19 protein-coding genes, 1 tRNA gene and 3 pseudogenes are annotated in these 26,494 nt (G+C 61.8%); 15 read left to right on the forward strand and 8 right to left on the reverse strand.

The features are described from left to right. Window positions 1-82: 82 nt before the first annotated feature. Complete coding sequence (locus QX108_RS33150) at window positions 83-559, reverse strand: hypothetical protein (RefSeq protein ID WP_315786524.1); 477 nt, start codon at window positions 557-559, stop codon at window positions 83-85. Window positions 560-820: 261 nt separating this feature from the next. On the opposite strand from QX108_RS33150, the gene QX108_RS33155 reads away from it, so the two are divergent. Together QX108_RS33155 and QX108_RS33160 are read left to right on the forward strand one after the other, a co-directional pair. Then, window positions 821-2,725: an acyltransferase family protein gene (locus QX108_RS33155; RefSeq protein WP_315786603.1), complete on the forward strand. Its 1,905-nt coding sequence runs from the start codon at window positions 821-823 to the stop codon at window positions 2,723-2,725. 162 nt (window positions 2,726-2,887) lie between these two features. Further along, entirely contained in the window at window positions 2,888-4,786 is a 1,899-nt protein-coding gene (locus QX108_RS33160) for an acyltransferase family protein (RefSeq protein WP_315786606.1), read from the forward strand. 15 nt (window positions 4,787-4,801) lie between these two features. Here the strand turns inward: QX108_RS33160 and QX108_RS33165 are convergent, their stop codons facing one another. Beyond that, window positions 4,802-6,685, reverse strand: a complete 1,884-nt coding sequence (locus QX108_RS33165) for an acyltransferase family protein (protein WP_315786526.1) — start codon at window positions 6,683-6,685, stop codon at window positions 4,802-4,804. Between the two features lie 312 nt (window positions 6,686-6,997). Here QX108_RS33165 and QX108_RS33170 point away from each other — a divergent pair, with 312 nt between their 5' ends. From QX108_RS33170 to QX108_RS33180, 3 genes are all read left to right on the forward strand, one after another. Then, on the forward strand, window positions 6,998-7,924 hold the full coding sequence (locus QX108_RS33170) for a hypothetical protein (protein WP_315786528.1): 927 nt from the start codon (window positions 6,998-7,000) through the stop codon (window positions 7,922-7,924). Between the two features lie 125 nt (window positions 7,925-8,049). After that, complete coding sequence (locus tag QX108_RS33175) at window positions 8,050-8,652, forward strand: TMEM175 family protein (RefSeq protein WP_172107985.1); 603 nt, start codon at window positions 8,050-8,052, stop codon at window positions 8,650-8,652. A 443-nt stretch (window positions 8,653-9,095) separates the two neighbouring features. Beyond that, window positions 9,096-9,169, forward strand: a tRNA-Gly gene (locus QX108_RS33180). Between the two features lie 57 nt (window positions 9,170-9,226). Here QX108_RS33180 and QX108_RS33185 read toward each other — a convergent pair. The 3 genes from QX108_RS33185 to QX108_RS33195 form a co-directional block, all read right to left on the reverse strand. Beyond that, the gene (locus QX108_RS33185; RefSeq protein WP_315786530.1) at window positions 9,227-10,480 is read right to left on the reverse strand and encodes a hypothetical protein; all 1,254 of its coding nucleotides are present in this window, start codon (window positions 10,478-10,480) and stop codon (window positions 9,227-9,229) included. A 576-nt stretch (window positions 10,481-11,056) separates the two neighbouring features. Further along, the gene (locus QX108_RS33190; protein ID WP_315786532.1) at window positions 11,057-11,437 is read right to left on the reverse strand and encodes a hypothetical protein; all 381 of its coding nucleotides are present in this window, start codon (window positions 11,435-11,437) and stop codon (window positions 11,057-11,059) included. Between the two features lie 93 nt (window positions 11,438-11,530). Next, window positions 11,531-11,722, reverse strand: a complete 192-nt coding sequence (locus tag QX108_RS33195) for a hypothetical protein (RefSeq protein WP_315786534.1) — start codon at window positions 11,720-11,722, stop codon at window positions 11,531-11,533. An 85-nt stretch (window positions 11,723-11,807) separates the two neighbouring features. On the opposite strand from QX108_RS33195, the gene QX108_RS33200 reads away from it, so the two are divergent. From QX108_RS33200 to QX108_RS33215, 4 genes are all read left to right on the forward strand, one after another. After that, a complete protein-coding gene (locus tag QX108_RS33200) occupies window positions 11,808-12,077 on the forward strand; it encodes a hypothetical protein (RefSeq protein ID WP_315786536.1) in 270 nt (89 codons plus the stop codon). 7 nt (window positions 12,078-12,084) lie between these two features. Continuing rightward, window positions 12,085-12,420, forward strand: coding sequence for a HigA family addiction module antitoxin (locus QX108_RS33205; RefSeq protein ID WP_315786539.1), 336 nt, complete (start codon window positions 12,085-12,087; stop codon window positions 12,418-12,420). A 245-nt stretch (window positions 12,421-12,665) separates the two neighbouring features. After that, window positions 12,666-12,839: a hypothetical protein gene (locus QX108_RS33210; RefSeq protein WP_315786541.1), complete on the forward strand. Its 174-nt coding sequence runs from the start codon at window positions 12,666-12,668 to the stop codon at window positions 12,837-12,839. After that, window positions 12,836-14,029 carry a cupin domain-containing protein gene (locus QX108_RS33215; protein WP_315786544.1) on the forward strand — a complete coding sequence of 398 codons (1,194 nt, stop codon included), beginning with the start codon at window positions 12,836-12,838 and terminating at the stop codon, window positions 14,027-14,029. The genes QX108_RS33210 and QX108_RS33215 overlap by 4 nt, the downstream gene beginning before the upstream one ends. A gap of 566 nt (window positions 14,030-14,595) precedes the next feature. On the opposite strand, the pseudogene QX108_RS33220 reads toward QX108_RS33215, so the two are convergent. Next, window positions 14,596-15,336, reverse strand: a pseudogene (locus QX108_RS33220) (transposase); the annotation flags it as partial. A 318-nt stretch (window positions 15,337-15,654) separates the two neighbouring features. On the opposite strand from QX108_RS33220, the gene QX108_RS33225 reads away from it, so the two are divergent. Continuing rightward, the gene (locus QX108_RS33225; protein ID WP_315786547.1) at window positions 15,655-16,155 is read left to right on the forward strand and encodes a hypothetical protein; all 501 of its coding nucleotides are present in this window, start codon (window positions 15,655-15,657) and stop codon (window positions 16,153-16,155) included. A gap of 317 nt (window positions 16,156-16,472) precedes the next feature. Here QX108_RS33225 and QX108_RS33230 read toward each other — a convergent pair. Further along, window positions 16,473-16,685, reverse strand: a pseudogene (locus QX108_RS33230) (DNA-directed RNA polymerase subunit alpha C-terminal domain-containing protein); the annotation flags it as partial. A 93-nt stretch (window positions 16,686-16,778) separates the two neighbouring features. Next, window positions 16,779-17,429, reverse strand: a pseudogene (locus QX108_RS33235) (DNA-directed RNA polymerase subunit alpha C-terminal domain-containing protein); the annotation flags it as partial. 5 nt (window positions 17,430-17,434) lie between these two features. Between QX108_RS33235 and QX108_RS33240 the strand changes: the two are divergent. From QX108_RS33240 to QX108_RS33265, 5 genes are all read left to right on the forward strand, one after another. After that, window positions 17,435-17,575 (forward strand): hypothetical protein, encoded by a 141-nt coding sequence (locus tag QX108_RS33240; RefSeq protein WP_315786550.1) that lies wholly within the window; start codon window positions 17,435-17,437, stop codon window positions 17,573-17,575. A 134-nt stretch (window positions 17,576-17,709) separates the two neighbouring features. After that, complete coding sequence (locus QX108_RS33245; RefSeq protein ID WP_315786553.1) at window positions 17,710-17,883, forward strand: hypothetical protein; 174 nt, start codon at window positions 17,710-17,712, stop codon at window positions 17,881-17,883. 591 nt (window positions 17,884-18,474) lie between these two features. After that, window positions 18,475-20,220: a hypothetical protein gene (locus QX108_RS33250; RefSeq protein ID WP_315786556.1), complete on the forward strand. Its 1,746-nt coding sequence runs from the start codon at window positions 18,475-18,477 to the stop codon at window positions 20,218-20,220. 301 nt (window positions 20,221-20,521) lie between these two features. Next, window positions 20,522-21,832, forward strand: a complete 1,311-nt coding sequence (locus QX108_RS33255; RefSeq protein ID WP_315786559.1) for a hypothetical protein — start codon at window positions 20,522-20,524, stop codon at window positions 21,830-21,832. Window positions 21,833-23,805: 1,973 nt separating this feature from the next. Next, complete coding sequence (locus tag QX108_RS33265; RefSeq protein ID WP_315786561.1) at window positions 23,806-25,824, forward strand: ParB/RepB/Spo0J family partition protein; 2,019 nt, start codon at window positions 23,806-23,808, stop codon at window positions 25,822-25,824. The last annotated feature ends 670 nt before the right edge of the window (window positions 25,825-26,494 follow it).

Consider the following 26,494-nt stretch of genomic DNA (forward strand, 5'->3'; position numbering starts at 1 on the left):
GGCGAGACGAGAATCGAAAGGGCCGCCCAAGGGGCGGCCCTTTTTCATGGTCGGAACCATCGCCGAGCCATGGTGTGGACGATCAGATTTTCTGCCCGGCGGGCCCGACGCCGACGCTGACCGTGATCCGCTGCAGTTCGGTGCGGCCCTGCGGAAACTTCACCTCCAGCGTGACCGTGTCGGTGCCTGCGAAGTCGGCCTTGGACTGGTAGAAGGCGATGAATCCGGGCACTTCCAGGGCCAGACACTGCTTGTAGTTGGTTGCGGAGATCTTGCCGCGCTTGATCGTCACGGTTCCGTTGCCGGGTGGCGTCACCAGCCGGATCGAGGGAAGCGGACCGGACGAGCAGTCCGGCTGCACGTTGAGATACACCCCAACCTGGATCGCCTTGCCGGCGACACCTTTGGCGCTGCGCTCGACTGTGGTCTGGGCAGGAGAGGGTGTGGTCGGCGCAACCGGCGCTTGTGCCAGGGCTGCGGGGGCCGAGACGAGCAGCCCTGCGATGGCAAGCCCGAGCAAGCTGCACCATCCTTGCCTCGATCGAATTGTCGCCTGCATCAGTCCGTCGCTCCCTGCGTCGTCGCCAGATTGCCGCATTCGGCCGGATCGTTCAACGGATGGCCGGATTCCGACGGACCGTCGCATGCGCTTTCCAGAGCCTCCATCGCGCAGTCCTCAGCCCGTTTCTGAAACCCCGATGTCGTGCGCGCCGTCAGCCTTCAGCGGCGGATCGCTATCCCGCCGCCATGACTGTTTCTGATTGCTGCCATTCGTGTCTGTCCGTATCGTGCGGCGCGAACAGGCGTAGGGTGGATGGAGTTGGAAGGTCGTTATCGGGCGGATATCGATGGCCTCAGGGCGATCGCCGTCTGCATTGTCGTTTTGTTCCACCTGAGAGTTGGTGGCTTTGGTGGCGGCTTCGCCGGCGTCGATATCTTCTTCGTCATCTCCGGCTACCTGATCACCGGGCACATCCTCCGCGATATCGAGCTCGGCACGTTTTCGTTCGCCGGATTCTATGCGCGCCGGGCCCGGCGCATCCTGCCCGCGCTCATCGTCACCATCATGCTGACCGTGGCGGCTGGCTGGCTGTGGCTGCCTCCGGACGAGTTGCGCCAGCTTGCCAAGGAGGCGACGCACGGGCTGCTGTCGATCGCCAACGTTCAATATTGGCGTGAGGCGAACCAATATTTCGCACCGAGCGCCGACAGACTCGGGCTGTTGCACCTGTGGTCACTGTCGGCGGAGGAGCAGTTCTATCTCGTCACGCCGTTGATCCTGGTGCTCCTCAGCCGTACGCGTCACGTGTTCACGGGCATCGCGCTGGCGGGGCTTGCGTCGCTCGTGGCGGCCATCATCTGGCTTCCCAGAGATCCCGAGGCGGTTTTCTTCCTGACGCCGTTTCGTGCATTCGAGTTCGTCCTCGGTGCATTGACCATCGTGTTGGAGCGACGCGTTACGGCTTGGCAGGCGGCTCGGACGGCCGCGGCGTGGATCGGGTATGCCGGGCTTTTCTCGAGCCTTCTGGTGATCGAGCGCTTCCAGCATGACGCCGGGCTCGGCGCACTGCCGCCCAGCCTCGCGACGGCTGTGATCATTGCGGCGAACCGACCGCTGCGCCTGTTCGCAAATCGGGCGGTCCTGGCGATCGGACGCTCGTCTTACTCGCTCTATCTCGTGCACTGGCCGGTGATCTACTTCGCGAGCTTCATTTTTGGCGAGCGGGCCGGCGGCACGGCGGGTCTGGCCGGGCAATTGCTGGTCATGGCGGCGCTGACCGCCGCGATGTTCTTTCTCATCGAGCAGCCCATCCGCCGGGTCCGCAGTGCGCAGTGGAAGCAGGCAACCGCGTTCGCGACGGTGCTCGGCCTCTGCATCGTCGTCACCCACGGAACGTTCAAGGCAGACGGTGTCGCGTGGCGGCTTCCGGAAGAGCAACGTGCCCGGCTGGAGTTGCAGCGGTTTGGCATGAGCCCCTGTATTCGCTCGGGGGATCATTGCGAGTTCGGCGCTGCCGCCGGCTCTCGCATGCTGGAGCTGCTCGGTGATTCCTACGTTCAACAATACGTCGCCGTGTTGGACGACCAGCTCAAGGCGCATGGCATTCGAGGCAAGACGTCGACAGTCGGCGGTTGTCCGATGCTTGTGGGTGTTGCCCCGCGCCCGCCGCGCGTGGCCGAATGCATTGCCCTTCGCGAGCGCGAGCTGGCGCGTGTCCAGGCGTCGGCGGCCGATCTCGTCGTGATCGGGCAAGCGTGGCAGCTCTATCTGAATGGGGACGGCGAGCCAGACGAGCGAACGGCCGCTGACATCCGCGATGGCCTGAACGCGCTGCTTCGTCTGCTCGATCGGCCGGGCCGCCGTTTCCTGATCATCGGCGGCCAGGTGAGACCGGTGACGTGCAGCTTCGATCACATGCGGATGCAGCCCGGTCCGTTGTGGCATGCGCCGCCTCCGCAATGTACCGCGCTGGACTCGGCCAAGGCGCGCGCAGATGCGCGCGAAATCGATCGTCTGCTGGACTCCGCATTGACGGGGATGCGCAACGCCGTGCTGCTGCGGCCGACCGATGTGTATTGCGACCAGGATTGCCCGGTCGTGCGCGACGACGGCGTCTGGCTGTTTCTCGATCCGGGCCATTTCACGGTGGCGGGCGCCAAGTGGATGGGGCAGCGCGCCGCCCCGGTCATCTCCCAATTCCTTTCCGAACAGTCCAAGCCTTAGCGAAGCGAGGGCTGGCAGCGAAATTGGCCTTTCCTGGGCGCCGCCACGCCGCCGCCTGCCGGAGGTCATCGGATGGGTCCGATGGCGTCATGACTGTTTCCCGCTGTTGCCATTGGTGTCTGCGCATCTCGTTTGCCTCGAAGCATGCGCGGGGTGACCACATTGGAACGCAGTCATCGTGCTGACATCGATGCCCTCAGGGCGATCGCCGTCGTCATCGTCATTATGTTCCATCTCAAGATCAGGGGCTTCGAGGCCGGTTTTGCCGGCGTCGACATCTTCTTCGTCATCTCCGGTTATCTCATCACCGGCCAGATCCTGCGTGACGTCAGGGCAGGGCGGTTCTCGCTATCCGAGTTCTATCTGCGGCGGGCGCGGCGCATTCTGCCCGCGCTGGTGACGACGATCGGCCTGACCTTCGCCGTCGGCTGGCTGTTCCTGTCGCCGGAGGCCTTGCGCCAGCTGGCCAAGGAGGCGACGCACGGGTTGCTCTCGATTTCCAACATCCAGTATTGGCGCGAGGCGAGCGCCTATTTTGCGCCGACGGCGGATCAGCTGCCGCTGCTGCATCTGTGGTCGTTGTCGCTTGAGGTCCAGTTCTATGCACTGGCGCCGCTGCTTTTGATGTGGACGGGCGCCGGCCGGCACGTCTTCCGCCTCATCGCGGCCCTCGGCCTGCTGTCGCTGGCCGCCGCTGCGCTCTGGCTGCCGCATGATGCGGACGCCGTGTTCTTCCTGACGCCGTTCCGGGTGTTCGAATTTGCGCTGGGCGCGCTTGCCATTCCACTCGAGGCGCGCCTCGCATCGTCGCCGCGCGCGCGGTCGCTCGCGGCTGCCTGTGGCGACGTCGTCCTGGTCGGCAGCCTCCTCGTCATCGGCCGCATCCAGGCCTATGCGGGTGTGGCGGCGCTCGTGCCCTGCGTTGCCGCGGCCGTCATCATCGCCGCGAATGCGCCGACCTCGCTGCTGATGGCCCGTCCGGTGCGTGCGGTCGGGATCGTCTCCTATTCGCTCTATCTCGTGCATTGGCCGGTGATCTTCTTCGCCGGCTTCCTCTTCGGCGATGCCGCGCAGACGGTTGCGGGGCTAGTGTCCCAGCTTGCGCTGATGGGCGCGTTGGCGGCGCTCATGTTCGTCACGGTCGAGCAACCGCTGCGACGGCTGCCCTGGCCGCGTTTCGCGCAGGTGGCAAGCTTCGCGACCGTGCTCCTCGTCGGTGCTGGCCTGACCCATGTGACGTTCCGCGCCAACGGGGTGGTGTCACGGCTGCCGGACGATCGGCTCGCGCTGTTCCAGCTGCAGGGCTTCGGCCTCAACAAATGCGGCCGGACGATCGGGCGCCTATGCGCGTTCGGCGATCTCCAGGGCACGCGCGGCGTCGAGCTGCTCGGCGATTCCTACGTCCAGCAATATGTCGCCGCGCTCGATGAGTCCCTGAAGACGCGCGGCATGATCGGGCATGTCTCGACGATGAGCGGCTGCCCGACGCTCGTCGGCCTGACCGCGGAAGGCCCGCGCGCGCGCGTCTGTGCGGAGCTGCGCGACAGCGAGTTGCCGCGCATCCGGCAGTCGCAGGCCGATTTCGTCGTGATCGGGCAGGCGTGGCAGAACTATCTCGATCTCGGCGACGGGCCGGCGGCCCAGGCCCGGAACGCCGAGGTGGCCCATCATCTGGCCGAGACGATCCGCCTGCTCGACCGTCCTGGCCGCCATTTCCTCGTCATCGGCGGTCAGGTTCGGCCGGTGAACTGCGCGTTCGATCCGTTGCGCATGCTGCCGGGTCCGCGCTGGCACGCGCCGGCGAAGCCCTGCGATCCCGTGCCGAAGGGCGAGGCCGTCGCGGCCAACCACACCATCGACGTCGTCCTGAGCGAGGCGATCAGGCCCTTGCAGAAGGCGACGCTGCTGCGGCCCTCGGAGGTTTATTGCGACCAGGATTGTCCGGTCGTGGAGGACGGCGTCTGGCTGTTCCAGGACGCCGGCCATTTCACGGTGGCCGGTGCGCAACGCATGGGCGAGCGGGCAGCGCCGATCTTTGCGACATTTCTCGCCGACGATTAGGACAAAGCGCCGGACTCAGTCGCGCTCGTCCGGAAGCGATGCCGCCAGTGTCGGCGATCCCCGGACGATGCCGATGGCCGCGAGCTCCGAGCCTTGTGCGGTGAAATGGCCCTGATCCCAGGCGATCGGCGCGCCATCGGGCGCCTGCAGGATGCACGCACCGCCAGGGCAGAGCAGCGCGAGCAGCGACACGTAGTCCGTTCGTGGCCGGTCCTTCAGCTGCGCCCGCAGAAAGCCGTCGACCTCGCCGAAAAGGTTGGGCATGTGTCCCTCGGTGGTGACACCGAAGCGCGTCGCTGCGATCAGGAGGTGCGGCAGAGCGCGGTCGAATTGCGGGCTCGGTCCGACGACAACGACCCTGCTGCCGGCGTCCGTGATCGTCCGGATGGTTGCCAGCAGACTGGTGCGCGCCGACGGTGCCATCGCAGTGCGCGTCCAATTGCCGGAGAGGATCACCGTGTCCGGCGCGAGATTGCGGACGAGGCCGGGCAGCCGGCGATTGAAGGCTGTGCAGGCCGCCGATTGGCCCGGCTCGTCATGGGGGACACACTGCGCCATCGTCGCGCGCAACAGCGTGGCCTGCGGCAGCGCATGCTTCAAGCCGTGAGCCAGATGTTCGGCATGGCTGTCGCCCCACAGCAGGATGTTGGGACCCGGGCCCTTGGCGAGGCAGGCGGGCTGCAGCGCCTCGACTGTTTGACCCGGGGCGAGGAAGCAGCGGCCTTCCTCGTAGATGTCCCTGTGGTCGTAGCTGAGGAAATCGGCCATGGCTCGTTGCTGCGGGGAGAACCGGTTGGGAAAGCCGGACGCGGAGATCATGACGACGCTGGCGGCGAGCGCAGCTGCGCCGGTTGCCGCGAGGGCGCGCGCCGTTCCCGGCCAGTCGGCGCGGCGGGCCGGCTGCTCGATCAGATAGAAGCTCGCCAGCGCCAGGATCGTGCAGCCGCCGAGCAGCGCGAGCTTGCCCATCGCGGTGCCGGGCGGCCCCCAGATGGCGGTTGCGAACGAGACCACCGGCCAGTGCCAGAGATATAGCGAGTAGGACCACAGGCCGACGGCCATCATGGGCCGCGCTAGTATCAGGACGGTCCTCGGCAGGGCCGGCTTGCCCCAGATCACCGCGGCGGTGCCGAGGCAGGGCAGCAGCGCCGCCGTGCCGGGATAGAGCGTGCGCGGTGAGAAGATGTTGACCGAGGCGCCGAGCGCGATCCACCCCAGCGTGGTGGCCGCGATCCTGAGCCGCTCGCTCCGCAGCGCCGGCAGCGCCTCCACCGCCAGCAGTGCGCCGAGCGCAAGCTGCCAGGCCCGCGCCGGCAGCAGATAGAATGCCGCCGCCGGCTGCATCCGGGTCTGGACGACGCAGAGCAGGAACGAGACGGCGCAGGCTGCGATGAGGATCGCCAGCATCTGTGCGCGCCGCAGCGCAAAGACGGCCAGCGCCAGCGCCGGAAACAGCACGTAGTACTGCTCTTCGACGCCGAGCGACCAGGTGTGCAGCAACGGCTTGGCGATGGCGGCGCTATCGAAATAGCCCTGCTGCGACCAGAACAGGATGTTGGAGCTGAAGGTCAGCACGGCCACCGCCTGCTGCGCCACCGATACCGTCTCCTGCGGCAGCAGGATCAGGCTGGCGCCGACCAGGGTCGCGCACAGCATGGCGAACGCCGCGGGCAGGATACGCCGGGCGCGGCGGCGATAGAATGCCGCGAACGAGAACGTGCCCGCGCTAGCCTCGTCGTGGATGATCCGGGTGATCAGAAAGCCAGAGATGACGAAGAACACGTCCACGCCGACATAGCCGCTGCGGAATGGCGGAATGTCGTAGTGGAACGCGATGACCGAGATGACCGCGAAGGCGCGCAGGCAGTCGATGTCGGGACGATAGTCGGTTGAGCTCAAGGTCCAGGTCCGAACGGCGCGCGCGGCTGGCGTCTTCTCGAGCGATCAGCGCGGGCGGAGCGACCTGAGTAAGCGCCGATTGCAACTGCATTGAGGGATTCCTGTGGTGCAACCGGTCGTGCAGACATGACACAACGCCACTGAATTGACATCGCTGGGGCTCAGCGCGGCTTTCCTTCACAGACTTGCCTCAATGGCGTGTTGGCTTCGCAAGTAGTTCATGCGTTGAGCGAGCGTGTCATGCGTACATTGGGGCGGAAGACCGGCCGGGCCGGCTTGTTGTGCGGCGTTGTTCTATTACAGGTTGCGTCGATGGCTCCCGTTGCGCAGGGGGCGGAGGCGGGGGGAGCGAGTGCGGCGCCTGCCACCGATGTCGCCAGGGACGTGCAGAAGGAGAGCGGTCCCTTTGGCGGATGCGAGCCGATCGGGCTTACTGCATCCGGCGAGCTGGTATTTCCGCTCGACTGCAAGAAGCTGATCAAGAAGCCGGCCGAGGCTCCGGTCGCGGCTGTCGATAAGACCGCCGACGACAGGACCGCATCTACGGATGCCAAGACAGACGCTAAGGCGGACCCCAAGTCGGCACAATCGAGCTCATCGGCCACTGCCGAGGCCAAGCCGGCGGCCAATGACGCGGCTGCGGCCGCCCAGCCCGTGCCCGCCGCAGAGGAGAAGCAGGCGACTGCCTGGGACAAGGCGGAGGCGGTCTCCAAGGCTGCTGCCCTCGATCCCGCGGCGGCTGCCAAGCCTGCGTCGAGCAACCCGGCAACCGGCAAGGCCACCCCGGCCAAGCCTGCGGCAGCGAAGACCATCTCCGGCCGAGCATTGTCCGTGACCGCGGCGGCAGGTGGTGCGGCGCCGAGCAGAACGGCCTCAGGCAACGCACCCGGCAAGCCTTCGACCGAGAAGCCTTCGACCGACAAGCCTTCGGCCGGCAAGGCGACATCCGCCAAAGCCGTGGTCGTTGCCGTCAAGGATGCGGCGCCCAAGGGGGGACAGACCGAGCAGCCGAAAGCCGCCGGCAAGGAGACCGGCAAGCCCACGACGATGTCGGCGATCCGATCGATGATCGTGATGGCGAAGCCGGCCAACACCGGAACGCCGGTTGCGGCCCGCTCCCAAACCGAGGAGCGGCCACGGCGTACCGCCGGCTTGCCGCCTTGCGTGCAGTTCCGCAGCTACAATCCGGCTACACGGAGCTATCGCGGCTTCGACGGTCACACCTACGCCTGCCGCTGAGGCTGGGAGAGGGGGCTGCAATGGGCGGCCGCCCCCGTCGCGTGCGGCTCGGACAATGCCGTCCGAGACCTGCTATAGATCGGAGCTGACTTGTCCCGCACGCGTGCCGATGCCTCCGATCTGAAATGACCGAGCCCCAATCCGACCTGTTCGAAATGCGCCGCCTCGAATCGCTCTCCAACACCATCTTCGGTGTGGCGATGACGCTTCTGGCCTATGACCTGCCGAAGCCCCATTTCGCGCAACTGCCGGACTGGGTGGATCTGGCACACACCTATTCCGGCAGGCTCGCCGGGCTGGCGCTGAGCTTCATCATCGCCGGCGTGTTCTGGATCAGCCATCACCGTCGGCTGGCGCGGCAGCCGTTCGGCAGCCGTCCCGTCGTGCTGCTCAACCTGTTCTTCCTGCTGTCGATCGTGCTGCTCCCGGTCACCAACGGTCTGTACGGCGGCTATCGGCTGTCGAGCGCGGTGGCCGTGCTGTACGGCCTGCATCTGACGGTGATCGCCGCTCTCAACGCCGCGCTGTGGTGGCTCGCACTGCCGAGCGGCCGCCATGCCGAGATCGCCGGCGCGGTCTTCCCGGTGGTCGTGTTCGTGCCGGGCATGGTGATTGCCGCCTACGCGCCGGAATATGTCCAATATTTCTGGATGCTGGGCTTCGGCGGAATGTTGGTGCGGCGCTTCGTGCGCTCGGCGCCGGTGCAAGCCGCAGGCGACCGTCCTTGAGACAAAAAAACGCGGCGGGCCATCAGACCCGCCGCGCCTTCCGATCTTGAACTCGCTGGTCCAGGGCCGAGACCGCCCCGTTGCCAAGCCGCGATAGCGCGATCGCTGACGAATCACGCGCTCATCGAACGTCGCTCATGAAGAGCTGCTCAGCGGGCGATCCCAGCGAGGTGACAGCGCTTGGTGAAAGACACTGGATCACCTCCTTTCGTTGTTGATGGAAATGTCAATATAGGCCGGGGTGGGCCGGGATGGTAGGGGGGCCGAATACGGAACTTCCCGTCGTGATCCATGCTGCATTGCGGTTCGGAACGGACGGATCCTTCGAAACGCGCCGTTCGGCCGCGGCCTCAATCACCTCCGGTGCCCGGACTTGGCCTGAAGCGGTCCTGAGCCCGAAGAGGTTGAGACCGGCGCCGGACCATGTTAGGGAACGCGCCGATGCGGGTGTAGCTCAATGGTAGAGCAGCAGCCTTCCAAGCTGAATACGAGGGTTCGATTCCCTTCACCCGCTCCAACGATTTCAGGCACTTGTCGCGCCGTCAGCTTTCCATTCGGACAAGCAGGCTGATGCTCATTCGGACAAATGTCCTTCCTTTGTTCGAGCTGCCCGCCGCTTCCTGGCACCATTGACGATCTGCCGCGTCGTACGTTTGGTGTACTTTGGCAACACTTTCACGGTCGTGTGCCGGCCCTGTGCCAGCATCTCGCGGTCAGTCAGTTCGGCGTCGCCGCCTTCAGTGAAGCCGCCATGCCGGAACGATGTGAATGACAATTCATCGCGAAGGCCAGCAGCGCGGATGACTTCTTTGACCTTGCGGCTCACGTGCGTGAAGTCCGGCTGATCCGGCTTCGGCCATGTCGGCCATGGTCCGCGCTCGCCCCAATCCCGGCTCAGCATCAAGCCGCCGATGCGTTCGCGTTTGATGGCGTCGAGCTCCGCCATCAACTCGGGATAAACCGGTATACCTGCATCGTCGAACAGCGGTATCCAGCCTTCCTGCCTTGTCTTTTCATCGATGACGCGGACCATATTCGGGCGCTCTTTCGGGCGATAATGCGACACGTCGAAAGTCGCAAAAATGTCAGTCTCGCGCTGTAGCCATTCCCACCCTATCAGGGCAGCGGTCGCCAGCGACGAAAGCCCGAGCTCGATGGCCTTGCTACGGAAGGCTATCAACTCCTCGTACGCAGCAGTCGGTGTTTCACGATTTGATGACCGAAGTCCCATCCGCGAGAATGGGTTGACCAATGGCAGCTTGCCAGGATGCCGGCGTGCGACCACGTTCCACGCGCGGCGACATGACTTCATCGCGTGGTTCACCGTGGTGCGGCGCTCGCGTTCGACTATCTTGCCCTCAGCATCGGTGAACTTGAGGATCAACAACTTTTCATAGAGGTCGTCGATCAGAGCCGTATCGATCGCGGTTAGGCGCTTCTCGCCCAGCCGCTTGCCATCTTTCAGGACGTAGCCGCCGACGAGCTTGAAGCCGACTTCGTGATTGCGCTTGGACTTGGGATCGAGCTTGGTGTAGCGGCGGTCAGACCGGTATTCGGCAAACATCCAGTCGAGCGTTCCGAACGCATTGGGAGGCGACGCTGCCAGCGCCTTGCCGCCGGTCCGCCATGCATCGAAGGCGGGCAAGAGCATTGTTTCGGCGCGCAGGACCGCGGTTTGATAGTCGGTGCCGAGCCGCTCGCTATGCACAGTGCAACCTGCCTTCTTCGCCCACGACGGCACGTGAAAGAAGTAGCCCCAACCATCATTCTTGAGCGGCTTACGTTCAACGTAGCGAGGTAAGGGCAGGGCACTGCGCGGCGGCTTCATAGCAGCTTTCTAAGATCCTCAGATGTCTCGTCGCCGACGTGTTGCTCGGTCTCCGGTTCCGGTTTGCTCAGCTTAACGGCTGCGACGCTGCCATCAGAATTGTAGAACAGATGGGCAGCAAGCCCATATTTTGCTACGTACTTGCACACGCTCGCTTCGGGCGGCGGCTTTGGCGCCTTTCTAGACATATGCACCGTCAACCTTCAATGGAAGCTCACTTCGGCCCGAGCCTGCGAGCACGCGCCAATCGTAGAATCGCTTCTTCTGGACTCGCCTACAAGGACAATTTGACGGCTTCGGTCCGTGGTCTTCGCTCAGTCGCCAACCAAAGCATGTCGGACGACTTGTCCATCCAGACATCCTGCAATTATCGATGCCGAAGCAAAATAGTCGTCGAAGGCGCGTCGTACAATTGGATACTGAAGCAAGCAGAAAGGAGAGGTGACCAAGACTTTTCGCTTTCGTCGATTTTGCCGTCATCCGAGCGATAGTCGCCTTGGGTAAGTTGCGGGGCTAGGGCAAGCCGCCACGACTTATTGTTTGTTCGCTCACCAACATCGGATCTCACCCTGACCGTTATGAGCGGCGGAAAATCGGGTGCCCATCGCCGCTCGGGACTTGACGGGTGTAATGATGTGCATTACATCGTGTCGAATGATTGCAAATGCCAATCTTAAAGTCGAATGGGCCCCCAACCACGCCGGCATGAGCGTGGTGCTGGACACGGGCGCGTTTGTTCCGCAGGGGCCGGACCTGTTCCGCTCTGTTGGGCTTGCGATCCTCGGCGGCCACCACGACCGGCTTGCCCTCGCCCTGAGGCTTGAGCTTGAGGCTATCGATCGCGGTATCAAGGCGGTCTATGCGAGCGCCCACGAGCAGGCACATATCTTCGCTCACGAGCTGTTCTCCCAGAAACGGTTCTGGCGCCTCTATCGCGACATCGACGACGCGGCCCATGGGCTCACGGGGCGCAGGACCTTCGGCCGGAATGACGTGCCAGCCGGTCTGACCGGTCCACTCCCGGAACTCGAGCTGTCGTCTCGCCAGATCTCACTGATCTTGCGTCGAATGCTCGCCGGCCTCAGCCAATCCGACCAGGACGGCCTGTCGCTGGTCACCTTCCTTCGCACCATCCTCTTCAAGCAGGTCGCGTCCCTTGCCGCGTTTAAGGCGGCCCGCATGCGCCGCGAGCCGGTCGCTGCCGGAACGTTGCGCGATCGCGTCCTGTCGTTCGAAATCCACACTGGAAGTTCACCCCCGGCAACGGCTGCCATCAGCCTTGCCGCGTGCAAGGCAACGCTCCCGATTGCAGCCTTGCAGGTGAACTATGAAACGATTTGCCAACAAGACCACCGAACTCATCGCAACGACCCGCTTCGGCGGCGGCATCCGCCAGCACATTACGGTGACAGCCTACGAAATCATGCAGCTTCTCGTCGCCTGTCACTCCCATCAGGACATCGGCGTCATCGGTCCGATCAACCGTTTCACCAAGTCCGATGGGCTTTACGGCCTGCACGTCGAGGGCAAGTGGTTCGTCACTTTCCAATGGTCGGAGGATTTTGGTGCTTACCAGATTCGTCTCGAACGGCGGTAGGCTTGCCATGACGGTGGCGAAGTTTGTTCTGGCGCCCCCAGTGACACCGGGGGATGTGCTCAGGAAGCGCATCCTCGGCGCTGACATCACCCAGGACACGCTCGCCAAGGCGATGAACGTGTCGCGCTTTTCTGTGAGCCAGATTATCAACGGCAAGCGCGCCATCACGCCCGAGATGGCATTGCGTTTGTCTCACGTCACCAGCACAACGCCGGAGTACTGGCTCGACCTTCAGCGGGCGGTCGATCTCTACGCTGCGCGTCGCAGGCTCGCAGCCGAGCTCAAGCGTTTACCGGTTATCCGTGCGCCTAAGACTGAGTCCGAGCTCTATAAGGACGCCTAGAGCGACGAATTCAATTAGTAGGCGGGCAGGACATGCAAACGCTCGATCCTTGCTCTATACTTGAGCCATGGATACCCGGCGCGATCAGCACATCGGCGACTGACGGACGGTCGAAGGCATCATCACTCAAAAACCCAAACAGCATGTCGGATAAGGTTGTTGCGGTAGCGGGGTGGGTCTGAGGGAGGGGTGACTTGGAGTAATTTTCTGGGTAGAATGCCACCACAAGATGAGTGGAGAACCCAATGGACCGACAACGCAATAGCGACACACCTCCGACCTCGGAAGATCCCACCACCGTTTCGGTATCCGAGGAGGAAATTGTTATTACCCGCAACGTGGTGGAAAACAAAACGCCCAACGGCCCGCGCTACGCGACGAAAAACAGCGTCAATCAGCAAAATTATCAAAACAATTGATAGCCCGGGCAGGAAATAGCGCCTTCACAAGGCTCATCGAGCCCATTCGGCTCGATGAATTTTTCGATTCTTATGATGATAAAACTTTTCTTTTGATCGATGGGCGCGGCAAAGAGTCATTTGAAGAATTCATTTCGGTAGCTGAAATCTCCGATTTTTTAACTCGCACTGACATTCGCTATCCGAGCATTCGCCTGGCTAAGGATGGCGCAGAGCTGGTGCTAGAATCTTACGCTCGTGAGCTGAAGATTGGCCCGCATGTTTCGCACGATTTGATCGACAACGAAAAGATGTTCTGTTGTTACAACGATGGAGCGACGATCATAGTGCAGTTGCTTCAGAATAATCTTCCGAGGTTTGGTCGTTTTGTCGACCAATTGGAAGAGGCCTTCGCATGTAATGTTCACGCCAGCGCTTTCATCACTCCCCCAAACGCCCAGGGGTTCACGACTCACTACGACACATACAGTTTCTTCGCCTTGCAGATTCACGGCCGCAAGACGTGGAAGCTTTATCCGCGAACGGAACTGAAGCCAATTCGCGAGGATCGTCTGACCGAGCGTCCTTGGGTGCCTTGTGATCCGATTGCAGAGCTTACCTTGGAAGCGGGAGATCTTCTCTATGTACCGCGGGGCTTGTTTCATGCGGCGTCTACCGAAAGCGAAGCCTCGATCCATATTACGATCGGACTTTTCCTGCCGACCTGGTTGGACATAATAAGATCGGCCATAACCGAAATTGAGCGGGAAGAAAAGATCCGCGAAACGCCGGATATCAAGTCAGGCGAACTAGACGCTTCCGCATTGTTGTCGGTGAAGGAATTTCTACTCAGCCGCCTAGATTTGCAGGCCGGGGCCAATCAATTGCTAGAAAGGCAATTCGCACGGCGCACCGATTTACGAGATGGCCGATTGCTTGATCTCCTCGCCCTTTCTGAGGTTGACCTGAATACAAAGGTCGAAATCTTTCCAAACGTCTCATTCAGGATCGTGAGTGATGACAATTCGGTGCTCCTGCTATTCGCCGATAAGAATATTCGTTTGGCTGCTCGCGTCGAAGACACTTTGAAAGTTTTTGCGGCTGGGGTCTGCGCTTCGATAGGAGAAGTGCAGGATCGATTAGATAGTCAATCTCGACTCAAGATCGTCAAATTGCTTATCAAGGAAGGTTTTCTGCGACGCGCTCGATGAGCACCCAGGATCCCTCCGGGACGAAAACGGACCGCTTCTGTTGGTATTCTGGGGGTGACGGATCACCTGCTGCGCCCGATGAACTATTTGAAATCGTGGTGGGCCCTGGCGGGACTAGAAACCTGCAACAAGACCGTTATGAGCGGGCCTGCTCACTCGAAGGTCTCGGAGAACATTGACGTTTTTCGTGGCATGGCCTGACCAGCTTCCACGTTCGTTCACGGTGTATTGGTGGTCAATCGGTGGCTCGAGGCATGAAGAGAGGCGCTTAACTTCGGGCGATCTTTGGCCGACAAGTCCGGTTGCAGTCGAAAAAGTCGGTTGGGACGCGACCGCTTTCTCGGACAAGGCTCTTGTGAACCGCGCCGTAAGAGCGTCGCGGCCCGGCGGCATCGATCGTTCGCAAGAGCAGATCATGCTCTTCGGGGCAGAAACGAAAACCGAGCCTTTATGCAGTAGCCACCTGCACAAGTTCCGGTTTTATCTTGCCGCTTTAATCGGCCGGATGTTCTGCCTTTTGGCCACGATCGTCTTCGTCGCTCTCGCCATCGGTGCTCTCCATCTTACGCGGCGACGTCGCGTGAACGCCTAAATCGCGATGGATCGTCAATCGCCGTCATGAAGCTCAGCGCGGCGATCGGCCCGACACCTGGAATCTGCATGAAGCGCCGGCACAGCTCGTGTCCGGCGACCAGCTTGACGACCAGGCCGGGCAGCCGGCAGTACTCCTTCCACAGCGCGGCGCGCGCATTGAGCATGGCATCGATCAGCTCGCTGATCAGCGCGTCGCCGGCGACCGCCTCGCGCACGGCCTGCGCAAAGGCGCCGCGGCCGACGCGGTTGAGCCTCATGCCGAACGCCTTCAACGAGTGCGGATCGCGTTCTCGAGATCAAGGAATTTGCGCTTGAGATTGCGGCGATGCGTCAGCAGCAGTCGCAGCCGATAGCACGGCGCGGTCTTAATGTGCGCGCGCCGGAACCAGCCGGTGCGCATGATTTCTGCGATGCCGAGCGCGTCCGCACGGTCGGTCTTGTTGCGCTGCGCATTCAGCGCGGCGCGCACATGCTGGGGTCTCCAGACAGATCGCCGGCAGGCCGCGACGGAGCAATTCGGGAAGCAGCCACGGCGACAGCGCCCCGGCCTCGTGGCCGACCCGCCTCAGGCGGCCGAGATACGGCGCCAGTGCTGCCGTGATTGTTGCTGGGTCGGTCACCACCGCGACCTCCAGCAGCACGGCGCCCTTGTCATCGACCACGCAAATCGCGGTCTGATCCATGCCGACATCCAGTCCGCAGAAGAACTCCATGGCGCGCCTCCTGTGTTGGTGAGAGCAGCTCATTCTGCACAGCCGCCGCTGCCGCCTCAGCAGCTGGACGGTCAGGCCGATTACGGACGGCATTGCCGCGAAACCGTACAGCTGCAAAGGACGTTTCAGATCTTACGGGAGGGGTTTCGCTTGACGTCCGAGGCAAAGCGTAGCAGGTCGCGTCGGCGAGGCTCGCGCCTCCGATTGTGCTTGATCGCAGAGCGGATTGCCTCCTCCTTGCTCCCACGTCTCGGTTTCTCGAACTGCCCTGGACGGCGACTCGGGTAGCCTCGCTGCGTCCCACGATGCGGCGAGCCAATGGTTACCGACCCGACGCGGAAGGTACCAAGGAAAACGAAGCGGCGGCGCAAGCGGCCCGAGGAGTTCGTTGACTACATCGTCGAGATCGAAAGCTGGGATTTCCGCTATTGGCTGGCGCTGAACACGGTGCGGAACCAGATCGATCCCTACCATGAGCACAGGCACGTGGAGATGAAGGGACGGCTGCTGCGGCCGCTGGGGCTGCAAACCGACCGGGTAGAAGTATCGCTGTTTCTGTCAATGAGCCTGATGGAAGAACGGCGAAAGGAATTCAAGCCTATCGCGGTCGGGGCGATCGAATCTTATCTGGACAGGTTGGACGCCGGCATCGGGATCCCGTCCGACGCGTTGGAGCCCATTCTGGAGGTACTGATCGCAGGACGACCAAATTTCTTGGTCATGCGAGGATCGAAACTCCGCGAACGCAGCGCGCGCCTCCATAGCTACAGCTTGGGCACGAAGCTCGAGGAAGATGACCTTGCACAATTGGATGTGTAAGGGCGGACTTTAGGAGAGTGTCGGATGCGATCTGGATGCGGGTCCTGGTGGTCGCGGGTAACGCCCTGATGACGGGCCTCGCATACAGATCGTGGTCGAAGAAGTTGGACAAGCCGACATTGGCATCGGCTCCGGTCGTGCGGAGCGCATGACGATGATACGAACGGGCCCGATAGCGCGGGTGTTTGGCATGCGCTTCAATCCTTGCCGGCCCGGGTGACGCCACAACTTGTAGAGCGGCGGCCGCAATTCGGCGACGGTCGCCCCGGATCGAGAGACGGTCACTCCCGTCTTCACCCGGCGGCGTCCGTGAGCGCTCAGGGCCACCTGGACAGATCCATGCTGAAGCGCAGACCGGACGTGGCCAGAAGCTCCTTGATCTCGTTCAGACATTTCCTTCCGAAGTTGGGCGTCCTCAACATTTCGGCTTCCGACTTCTGCACCAGTTCGCCGACGTAGTTAATGCCTTCGTTCTTCAGGCAGTTCGCCGATCGCACTGACAGTTCGAGTTCGTCCACGCGCTCCAGCAGTTTGGCTGCCTGCTGTGACAGGACGTCGATGCCCGGCGGAGGCCAGTCCGGGAGGTCCTGCCCGAGACGCAGCCCGACCCGCGCGAGGACCTCCTTCCATTCGTTGAGCGACTTCCGTCCAAAGTTGGGAATTCGCAGCAGTTCAGTCTCGCTTTTCTGGGCGAGCTGGCCGAGAAAGCGGATGCCTTCGTTCTTCAGGCACATGTAAGTCCGCACTGAGAGCTCGATCTGCTCAATGTCGCGGTAGAGGTTGATCGTCGGCGGTATGCCGACCGGCGCGACGTAAAGGGGCGGGGGTGGAGGAGGCGGGGTCCACCCGAATTCGTATTCGCTCGCCCGCCACGGCTTGGTTGCGCTGGCGCGCTGCGCGTCGTCCAGAAGTCCGGTCAACGCTTCCAGCGCGACGCCGAACCGGCACTTCACGATTTCGCGGCCCTTCTGGCGATGGCCTTCCTTGTCGTACATCCGCAGTTGACGATAGCGCTTCAGGACGCGGCGCGCGCCGTGTTCGATCCTTCCGCCTTCGGAGACCCAGACGTAGTAGAGCAGTCTCCAGTCGTCGATGCTGCCGTACGCAGTCCGGCGGAGGCGCCGCTCCTGCTGCCGGATGTTCACCGTCGTGCCGATCTTCAGGACGCGATGAGACAGCGACCCGGCGATGTAGACGTAGCCAGGGTCGTAGTGTCTGTCGCGGAAGGTGTCCGACCAGTCCATTGGGCATCCACGGGAGGGACCCCGAAACATATCACGTGCAGGTCTACGTGGTCCAGATCGACGGCTGGGATTGGGGTTACTCGCTGAGCCTCAACACCGAGCGGGATCCGGCCGACCCTTTCCACGAATTCCGCCATCTCCAGGTCCGGGGCCGGCTGCTGCACCCCAAGGGCTGAAGCCTAACCGGATCGAGCTGACGTTCCTGTCGTCGAAAGACCTGGAGCCAGAGGCGGGGACGGACTCGCGACCGCTGGGCGTCGGATGGCTCGACGCCTAAAGCGACCCGATCACGGGACTTTTCCCGTGGCCGATGGACGCGCTGCCGCCGATCTTGCAGATGATGGTCGGCGAGCGCTTCAAGTTCGTCGTGATGCACGGCACCAAGTTCAGCCGTCGGCGGGCTACGCTCCACGGGTACCGGTTGGAGATTAAGATCGACCAGGACGATCTGCCGGAGGGCGTCGAACTGCCGGCGCGAAGCTGAGCTGTCGGGTGAGGCAGGATCGCCGCTGCAGCAGGGCGAACTTTGCGACGAGACGCTGCCTCTGAGCACGATCACCGTCGGCTTTCAAGCGGGCAGACCTTGGAACGGGGGGCGCCGTTCCTCCCGCCGCGGGAGTGGACGGAATCATGGCGCGACGGAACGCCGCCGTCGAGCAGATGGGCGGAGAGCTCGACTGGATCAATGCGCCATAACGCGAAATCGGCGATTTACTCGCTCAAAAATTGAGTGCATATTCCCGGAATTCCGACGGCTCATTTTTACGGAAGCCGATTGTGTCTAAGCTGATTGTACGAGCCGGCGCACTCTCAGTCGCCGTTTTGTCGCTTTCAATCGTGCTTTACCTCGCGCTGTTCGTGACCGAAGCCAGCGCTTTTCGAAGCGGCTCGGACGTATGCGCGGTAACTCTTGCTATGTACTCAATCGCCGCATCTGCGCGGCGCGCCGAAGCTGCGGTCCGCGGCGGCTCGCAAGTTGTCTCAGCGTCGCGCCGCCGGTGAAGAAGCCGACCGGGAAGCGACTACCGCAACATCCGGAGTCGAAAAGTTGTAGTAGAAATCGAGGGAGACACGAGTGGCCGACGATTTGCTCAACGACACCAAGACGTATCCGCGCATGGCGCACTGGTTCGATCCAGTCCTGCTGCTGCAGTTGCTCAACAACGTGGTCGTCTCTTCGATTTTCGGGCAATATGCGGACAGACGTCTGATGATCGCGGCGCTCGACACTGTACCGCCCGAGGAACACGTCAGGCGCGCAGAGGATTTTCGGACCCGTCTGACGCCGGACGAGAAGGGCGGCATCTGGATCGATTGGGTCGCTGATCTCGGCGACGGGTTCGACAGCACCTATGCTGTGGCGAGCCTTCTGGCGAAGAAGGAACTGAACGTTGGCGGCACGCCGCTACCGCGCGGCGAAGCGCTTGTCATGGGCGGAGACGAGGTCTATCCCAAGGCCACACGGCAGGCCTACGTAAATCAACTTTGGCAGCCCTACGCGTGGGCCGCTCCCGATGCCGACAAGAAGAACGACACGGGAAGGCCATTACTCGCCATCCCCGGAAACCACGATTGGTACGACGGCCTTGTTCTTTTCCTTGCGCTCTTCTCTCGCGAGAAGGCGTGGCATGTCGGTGCCTGGCGATCCTACCAGCGTCGCAGCTATTTCGCTGTCCGTCTCACCGAGACGTGGTGGCTGTGGGCTACAGATATTCAGCTCGCCGACAACATGGACCAGCCTCAGTTCGACTACTTCAAGCACATCGCGGCACACATGTCGGAGAACTCGAAGATCATTCTGTGTAGCGCCGAACCGGGCTGGCTCTACACGGACACGAATCGCAATTCCTGGGAGATCATGGAGTACGCCGCCGGGATCGCGACGAACGCCGGTCGCGGACATGCGGTTCCAATCCTGCTGTCCGGCGATACGCACCATTACAGCCGGTATGTCGGAAAAGACGAACGCCAGTACGTAACGTCCGGCGGAGGCGGGGCATTCCTTCATCCGACGCACCACCTTGAACAAGACGTCTCCTTGAATTTCGTCAACCATCGCGAGGCACTGAAGCTCGGCACCATGCCGGATTCGAAGGAGCCGGCAAAGACGACGGTCGCTGTCTACCCCTCGTTCTCGACGAGCCGGGCGCTGACTCTGCGAAACGTCTTCTTCGCCTTCAAGAACTGGGATTTCTCGCTGCTGATGGGCGGCATCTATTTCCTTTTCGCGGTGCTGATCTCGTTGCGGGACCACCCGGACGTCTACGCGTTGATCATCGTCGTGTTCGGCGCTTCACTGATCGGCTACACGGTCAAGCAGGAAGTCTCGCGAAAATTCAAGATCTGGAGTACGGCCGCCGTGCATGCAGCCGCGCATGTCGTCGTGCTGATCTGCGCGGCGCGCTACGTCATCGCCTACAACAACGCCAACTTTGCCTGGAGCGGCGAGTGGTGGGAGATCTGGAAGTGGTACGGCCTTCTCGCGTTGGAGATGGTGCCGGTGGGATTTCTAATCGGGAGCACGCTGTTTGGGCTGAACATGCTGATCACCTGCCTGCTGTTCAGGATGAACCGCAACGACGCGTTCAGCGCGCTCCGGATCGGGGCTTACAACAACTTCCTGCGCTTCAGACTGACAGAGGACGGGTTCGACATGTACGTCGTGGGCCTGGAGCAGGTGCCAAGCCGGGAAGATTGGATTGCCAACAAGAAGCACGACAAGAACAGGCCGGATCCGGAGATTCCGGTATTCATTCCGACGCACGATCTCGCGCCACACCTTGTCGAAAAAGTCTCGATTTCCTTTAAGGGTGTGCGATAGCAAACACTGAAGGCCACATAAGAACAGTCAGATATTATCGCGGCCGGCAGCAACGAACGCTTCGGCCGCACCGTACTTTCCACCTCGCGGCGACTACGGTTCTAGTCGCCGTAATCCGCAAAAAAATCGCAAGTCACTTCATATGGCGATCTCTGAGAGATCGCCAGCGTTCTTGACGCCGTGCGAAATCTTCTACATATAGTTGTAATATCACAAAAAGGTGCGTTCCGGCTGCATGCGGTCGGTGAACTTAATTTTCCAGTGCGCTCATCGGGACGCAGACCAGCAACAGGCGGGATAAATGAGCGATTTTCCGAAGGACATAACGCCCGGAAATGCCATCACGTTGAGGTCCATATCCGCGAGCTTGGCCCTTATCGTAATCACCCTCTCTATCGGTGTCGCGTGTATTTTTGCGTTGTCCGCCACGCTGACACAGTCGCGTATATCCAGTCTCGCCATAGAGGGCGTTAGCTTGAGCATCTGGAAGCTGGATGCTGTGCGCCAGCAGTGGGTCACCATTCGCGACCAGCAGCGGCAACAGAGCAATGCCCTCGGAAATGCCGAGATCAGACGGGCCGAGACGAGCGGTCAGAAGACCGCGGCTGAAAGCCAGTACGACGTCACGCGCGACGAATTGGTTTCGCTTCTAGAGCAGTTCAACTTCCGAGCCAGGCCGTTCGATCCCGATCTTTCGGCCGCCATCTCCGGTCAATCGCCGGCCGAACAAATGGGGCGCATCGAGGCTGCGGACCAAACCCTGCGTACGCATTCCGAATTGGTTCCCTATTTGACCAAGTTAAGGGATATCTATTCGAAGTTCGTGTCGGCTCTTGCAGAGCGAACCTTCAAACGAGCGGCTGACGCGGCAGTCGTCAATCAGATCAGCAATCTGAAGTCTGCGCTGGAGGGCAGCAAAGCGTCCCTCGATGCACTCTTCGGAACGATTAAATCGAATATCGACGAAACCAGTCGGTCGAAGATCGAGAGCGCGTTGTACGAACTTCAGCCGACCGCCGGATGGTTCAGTAGACTCCACAACAAGCTAATAACGGCTCAGCCGGACGTTTTGACGCTGTGCCTGGTCATTCTGATGGGTCTCTTGGGTAGCGCGCTACAGATCACCCATGCGTTCTTCGTAAAGAACCGGATCGACAAGCCGGGCAGCTACTTTTTGCGCATCTGCGTCGGCGCGATCACCGCGCTTGTAATATTCATCGTCGCGAAAGCCGGCGTCCCGGTTATCGCGGATGCCTCCAAATTCGGAGGCGAGGCACCTATCAACCCATATTTCGTTTCCTTCATTGCCATTATATCTGGCCTCATGTCAGAGAACGCCATCGCATCGGTTCAGGAACGGGGGGCGAAGTTCTTCGGGGCGGAGTCGTCGGCCGAGCCTTTGCGGTGGGCTAGGGAGGACATCAACGCCTTGCTTGGGACACCAGATCTTTCGCTGAAGGCGATGGGGGACTATCTCGGTACAACAGAAGACGTGACCCGATCTATCCTATCGGGGAAGACGCAGGCGACAGGCGAGCAGCAGAAGACGATCGCGCTCTATCTTCGCAAGTCAGTGCGCGAGCTGTTCTCTGATATGCCGCCTGCATCTTAGAAATTTAGCAAACGGAAATTTGGTAGCCCAGCGGCAGCAATCAGGTTCGGCCGGACGCACACACCAAGTCTAGAAAAATCGTTGCAAGGCGGCTTTTGTAGACCGGGTCGGAGATCTGCTGCCAACCCGCAGAGCCGTCCAGCCCAGTTTCTGAAGCCAGACTCAGGATGGAGCTCGCCAGACTCAAAATGGCTCGATCGCCACAACTGCGACTGCCGAAGTGCCATGGTGAGGTTAGTATAAGGTGCGCTATGCGAATTTGGGAGGCTCCGGGTGCCCACTTTTCCGAGGCCATCAAGCGAGCCCGTAGATTTCAACCGTGGTTTTTGGATCACCCTGAGCGAAGACAGTCGTCTTGTGCGGGCATAAATTGATCAGATTGGAGGGTGGAATATCCGCTGTCCTCAGGAACTACAGAGTTTCGATGCTCCGCAATCTCGATTGGTTGACTGGCGGAGTGCTCGAGGTCGAGGCCGTTGCTTCGTCCGTCGAGTCTTGCGGCGCGTCGCAGCGCTCCAATTCTCGTTGGGCTTTTGATATCTGTTTATCGATCCGCCCGCGCGAAGATCGCGCCCGAAGCCTACACAAGCAAACGACGGATTCGTAGCTGAAGAGTCGGAAATGGCCGTTAGGAATGCTGGTCCGCGATAGACCCCGTGAAGTATTCTGAGCGGGTCGCTGCTCAGTACTTCAGGGCGCACGATATCCGAGAGGTCTCCGATGCTGCGGGCGGGCCGATCGATCCTCATGACCACAAGCCTATCGCCCGGCCGCAGGAGTTCACGAAACGTCTGAAGCTCAGTCGTCATCACGCTTCGAATCTCGGGCGAATGATATTGCAGCAAAGTGTTGACCGTAGTTTCAAACCGTGGGTTTGAGGACGACGGATCACAAACTGCGGTATAATCAGCGGCGTTTAGAGGGGCGGTGATCTGCCGATTAGACTTCATCGGCTCTCCGACTCGACGTATCGACGGCTGTCTGTTTCCGCTGGAGGTGGTTGCTATTTCGATCCTAACGGCGAATCTGGATCTGGTTGCAGAAAAATAGATCTCGGTAGGGGCGCGTCCGCATTCCGCGGACCAGGCTCTCGTGAACCGCGCCGCAAGAGCGTCGCGGCCTGCGGCATCGATCCTTCGCGCAAGAGCAGATCATGCCCTCCGCGCCAGAAACGAAAAACCGGACCTTTGTGCAGCAGTCGCCTGCGCAAAGGTCCGGCCTCATCTTACGTTTCCGCGAAACCGTACCGCTGCAAAGGACGTTTTAGGCCTTTGGGAGAGATTTCGCTTTGCGTCCGGGGTGCGACCCGAGGCGCAATCTCTCAGTCGCGGGAGCGACTACTTCTTCTTCTTGGCAGTCTTCTTAGCCACCTTCTTGGTGGCTGCCTTGGCGGCCTTCTTTGCCTTCTTCGCTTTCTTAGCCATGTCGTCCTATGAGACTTTTCGCTCAGTGAACGTGCGCACGCCGTGCATCGACATGCTCAACAACGAGACGATACCATAAAATCATAAATGCAAAATTGATTCTAACACGTCGCGATGCTCTTGAGTCGTTCGCCGGGGGCAGTCGGTCCCGCGTCCCGCCTTCGGCGGCGCTATGCTGACGCTCCTACGGCTGCCCTCTTAACCGGTCTTGCGACCCGCGAGTGGTCTTCGCTGGCGCTCCGCCCATACGCTTCTTTTCTCTGTTGAAGGCCTATGGGGCGCTGCCCCTCGCGCGCACCAGGGTGAAGCGCCGGCAAGCCGGCGCCGACCCGAGCGGTCTCCCCGGTCTTCCGCGCTCCCTCACGTCCTGAATCGTCGCGGCCAGTCATGCGCTTGTGCAGACCCGCTTCTAGCGAGCGGCCCTTCAGGCGGGTGATCCCCCTCCGCTCAGGTCGCCCTGGCACTTGCTACCTCCGGTCTCGCCGACGGGCAGGGGCGCAGGCGCGGAGTGCGCGCTGCGCCTATCAAACCAGACAAGGGAGATTGATCATGTCGGCCAAATCAGTCGAAACCATTGTGGAGAGCGGGACTGAGATTTTCATTCCGCTCAACAGGCTCAAGAAGTCCCCGAAGAACGCCCGCAAGACGCCGCACAGCGAGGCTGCGATCGAGGCCCTGGCGGCGAGCATTGCCGCTAAGGGTATCCTGCAGAACCTGGTCGTTGAACCGGAGTTTGACGCGGAAGGTGCGGCGACCAGGTTCTATCTCGTGACCGTCGGCGAGGGCAGGCGCTTGGCCCAGCTCCTGCGCGTGAAGCGGAAGGAGATCAAGAAGATCGAGCCGATCCGCTGCATTGTCGACACCGCCAACGATGCCCACGAGATCAGCCTCGACGAGAACGTCACCCGGGAGACCATGCATCCCGCCGACCAGTTCGAGGCGTTCAAGAGGCTCGCCGACGAACGCGGCTTTGGCGCCGAGGAGATCGCGGCCCGCTTTGGCGTGACGGCCCAGGTGGTGCGGCAGCGGCTGCGGTTGGCCGGCGTCTCACCAAGGCTGATGCAGGTCTATCGCGACGGCGATCTAACCCTTGAACAGCTGATGGCGTTTGCCCTCACCGAGGACCACGCGCGTCAGGAGGCCGTGTTTGACCGGCTGTCCTATCATCGCGACGCCAGCTCGATCCGCCGTCTGCTGACCGAAACCCATGTCCCGGCCACCGACCGGCGCGCGCGATTTGTTGGGATCGAGGTTTATGTGGAGGCGGGCGGGACCGTCCTGCGGGACCTGTTCACCGAGGATCGCGGCGGGTATCTGGAAGATGTGGCATTGCTCGATCTGCTGGTGATGGCCAAACTTGGCTGTGAAGCCGATGCGCTACGGGCAGCGGAGGGTTGGAAGTGGACGGAGTCCCATCTGGATTTCCCGCATGCCCATGGCTTGCGGCGGGTCTACCCGCATCAGGTCGATCTGTCGGCGGAAGATCAGGCGGCACTGGAGGCAGCGCAGAACGAGGTCGCGCAGTTATCCGAATGGCATCAGAAGGTCGACGAAATTCCCAATCAGGTGGATGTCAGGTTCTGCGAGCTTGAGGCGGAGATCGACCGGCTGGAGGCTAAACGGCACGCTTACGACCCCGATGATGTCGTCCGTGGCGGCGCCTTTGTCATCCTCGGCCATGACGGTGACCTTCGCATCGAACGCGGCTTCATCCGGCCTGAGGAGGACAAGCCGCGATCGCAGCCGGAGAAGACCGGCGAGGCCTCGGAGCTGCTGGAGGCCGACGGCGCGGAGGGCGAAGCTGCTGAGGGTGGGGAGGAGGGTGAGGAGAGCGCGACCGACGACGAGGAGGAGGATTGTCCACTGTCGGACCTGCTTGTCCGCGACCTCACAGCTTACCGCACCTTGGGGCTGCGGCTCAATTTGAGCGAACAGCCGGACATCGCCATTGTCGCCGTGACCCACGCGCTCGCCGCGCAAATCTTCTACGTCGGCGCCAACGCGCATGTGGTCGGCATTCAGCCGGTCAGGACCGATCTGGCATCCCATGCCGATGGGATCGAGGATACCGCGCCCTGGAAGGCGTGGGCGGATCGCCACGCCAATTGGGCAAGGCAGCTGCCGCGCGACGTTGCCGACCTGTGGAGCGTTGTGGTCGACCTCGATCAGGACAGCCGCATGGCTCTGTTCGCACACTGCGTTGCGCTGACCGTCAATGCGGTCAAGCTGCCTTGGGAGCGGCGGCCGCGCGCCCTGGCCGTAGCCGACCAGCTGGCGCAAGCGGTTGAATTGGACATGACCGGATATTGGCGGCCAACGGCGCGCAGCTATCTTGGCCGTGTCACCAAGGCCCGCATTCTGGACGCCGAGCGGGAAGGGGCGGGCACGGAAGCCGCCGAGCGGATCGCGGATATGAAAAAGCGCGACATGGCGGATGCTGCCGAGCAGTTATTGGCTGCGACCGGTTGGCTGCCGGCGCTGTTGCGGACGCCCAAACCGGATCGGGAGGGTGTAGGCGAAACGCCTAACGATCAGACCGGCGCGAGCTTTCCCGCAGCTGCCGAGTGAGAAATGGCGCCGGAGCCGCGAGAGCGGCTCCGGCGCTGTATTGAGATTCGGCCGCGCGCCTGACCGGCGCGCGGCCGATCGGTTGTCGTGACGGTGTCACGCAAGATCAGTGACGGCGTAACGCAATCACCCAACCTCGTGTGACCTGTGAACGCGAGGTCCGAACCAGCCGTCGACGGCGCGTGGGCGGATATCCAAATCGGTAGCCGTCCGTCTCGACCAGCGATGATATCGTCGGTTGGGCCGGCGGCATTGCCATGAACCATGCGACACGATCGGTTGCGCAGGCAACATCGGGTCCTCTGCAATCCGGCTGGTAGCCACCCGAACAGTCTGGCTTGCGTTGGCTTGGATGGGACATCCTGGCTGTTGCTTCGCGTGTGTCTGAATCCTTCGACCGCTGCAGCTTTGGTCGTATCCGTGTGCGGCGTCAGGTCCGGTCGTCATGGTTGTCTCGCGTCCGTGTGTCGGTGGCGCCGCGTTCGACGCGACCTCGAATGGGCTGATCGGGCCCGAGGGCCGGCCAAAGCCTCGATCGCCTTCCCGCAACGGCTATGCCGGCTTTTTTCCCCTGCCGCCAAGCGGCGGCATTCCTCGCGACAAGTCAAAAAAGCCGGCTCTCACCGTCCTCCACTGGCGCTGCGGGCCTGACGGCTGCGGGCCGATCGCT

It is taken from the genome of Bradyrhizobium sp. SZCCHNR1002, from assembly GCF_032381435.1.
Taxonomy (GTDB): Bacteria; Pseudomonadota; Alphaproteobacteria; order Rhizobiales; family Xanthobacteraceae; genus Bradyrhizobium; species Bradyrhizobium aeschynomenes.

Excerpts from the sequence above, each read along its gene's own strand:
- QX108_RS33200 (WP_315786536.1), top strand. The coding sequence starts at position 11,808 with ATGAAACGATTTGCCAACAAGACCACCGAACTCATCGCAACGACCCGC.
- QX108_RS33170 (WP_315786528.1), top strand. The coding sequence starts at position 6,998 with ATGGCTCCCGTTGCGCAGGGGGCGGAGGCGGGGGGAGCGAGTGCGGCG.
- QX108_RS33255 (WP_315786559.1), top strand. The coding sequence starts at position 20,522 with ATGAGCGATTTTCCGAAGGACATAACGCCCGGAAATGCCATCACGTTG.
- QX108_RS33265 (WP_315786561.1), top strand. The coding sequence starts at position 23,806 with ATGTCGGCCAAATCAGTCGAAACCATTGTGGAGAGCGGGACTGAGATT.
- QX108_RS33190 (WP_315786532.1), bottom strand. The coding sequence starts at position 11,437 with ATGGGCCGCGTCGTCGATGTCGCGATAGAGGCGCCAGAACCGTTTCTG.
- QX108_RS33225 (WP_315786547.1), top strand. The coding sequence starts at position 15,655 with ATGGTTACCGACCCGACGCGGAAGGTACCAAGGAAAACGAAGCGGCGG.
- QX108_RS33210 (WP_315786541.1), top strand. The coding sequence starts at position 12,666 with ATGGACCGACAACGCAATAGCGACACACCTCCGACCTCGGAAGATCCC.
- QX108_RS33185 (WP_315786530.1), bottom strand. The coding sequence starts at position 10,480 with ATGAAGCCGCCGCGCAGTGCCCTGCCCTTACCTCGCTACGTTGAACGT.
- QX108_RS33205 (WP_315786539.1), top strand. The coding sequence starts at position 12,085 with ATGACGGTGGCGAAGTTTGTTCTGGCGCCCCCAGTGACACCGGGGGAT.
- QX108_RS33245 (WP_315786553.1), top strand. The coding sequence starts at position 17,710 with ATGGACGCGCTGCCGCCGATCTTGCAGATGATGGTCGGCGAGCGCTTC.
- QX108_RS33150 (WP_315786524.1), bottom strand. The coding sequence starts at position 559 with ATGCAGGCGACAATTCGATCGAGGCAAGGATGGTGCAGCTTGCTCGGG.
- QX108_RS33175 (WP_172107985.1), top strand. The coding sequence starts at position 8,050 with ATGACCGAGCCCCAATCCGACCTGTTCGAAATGCGCCGCCTCGAATCG.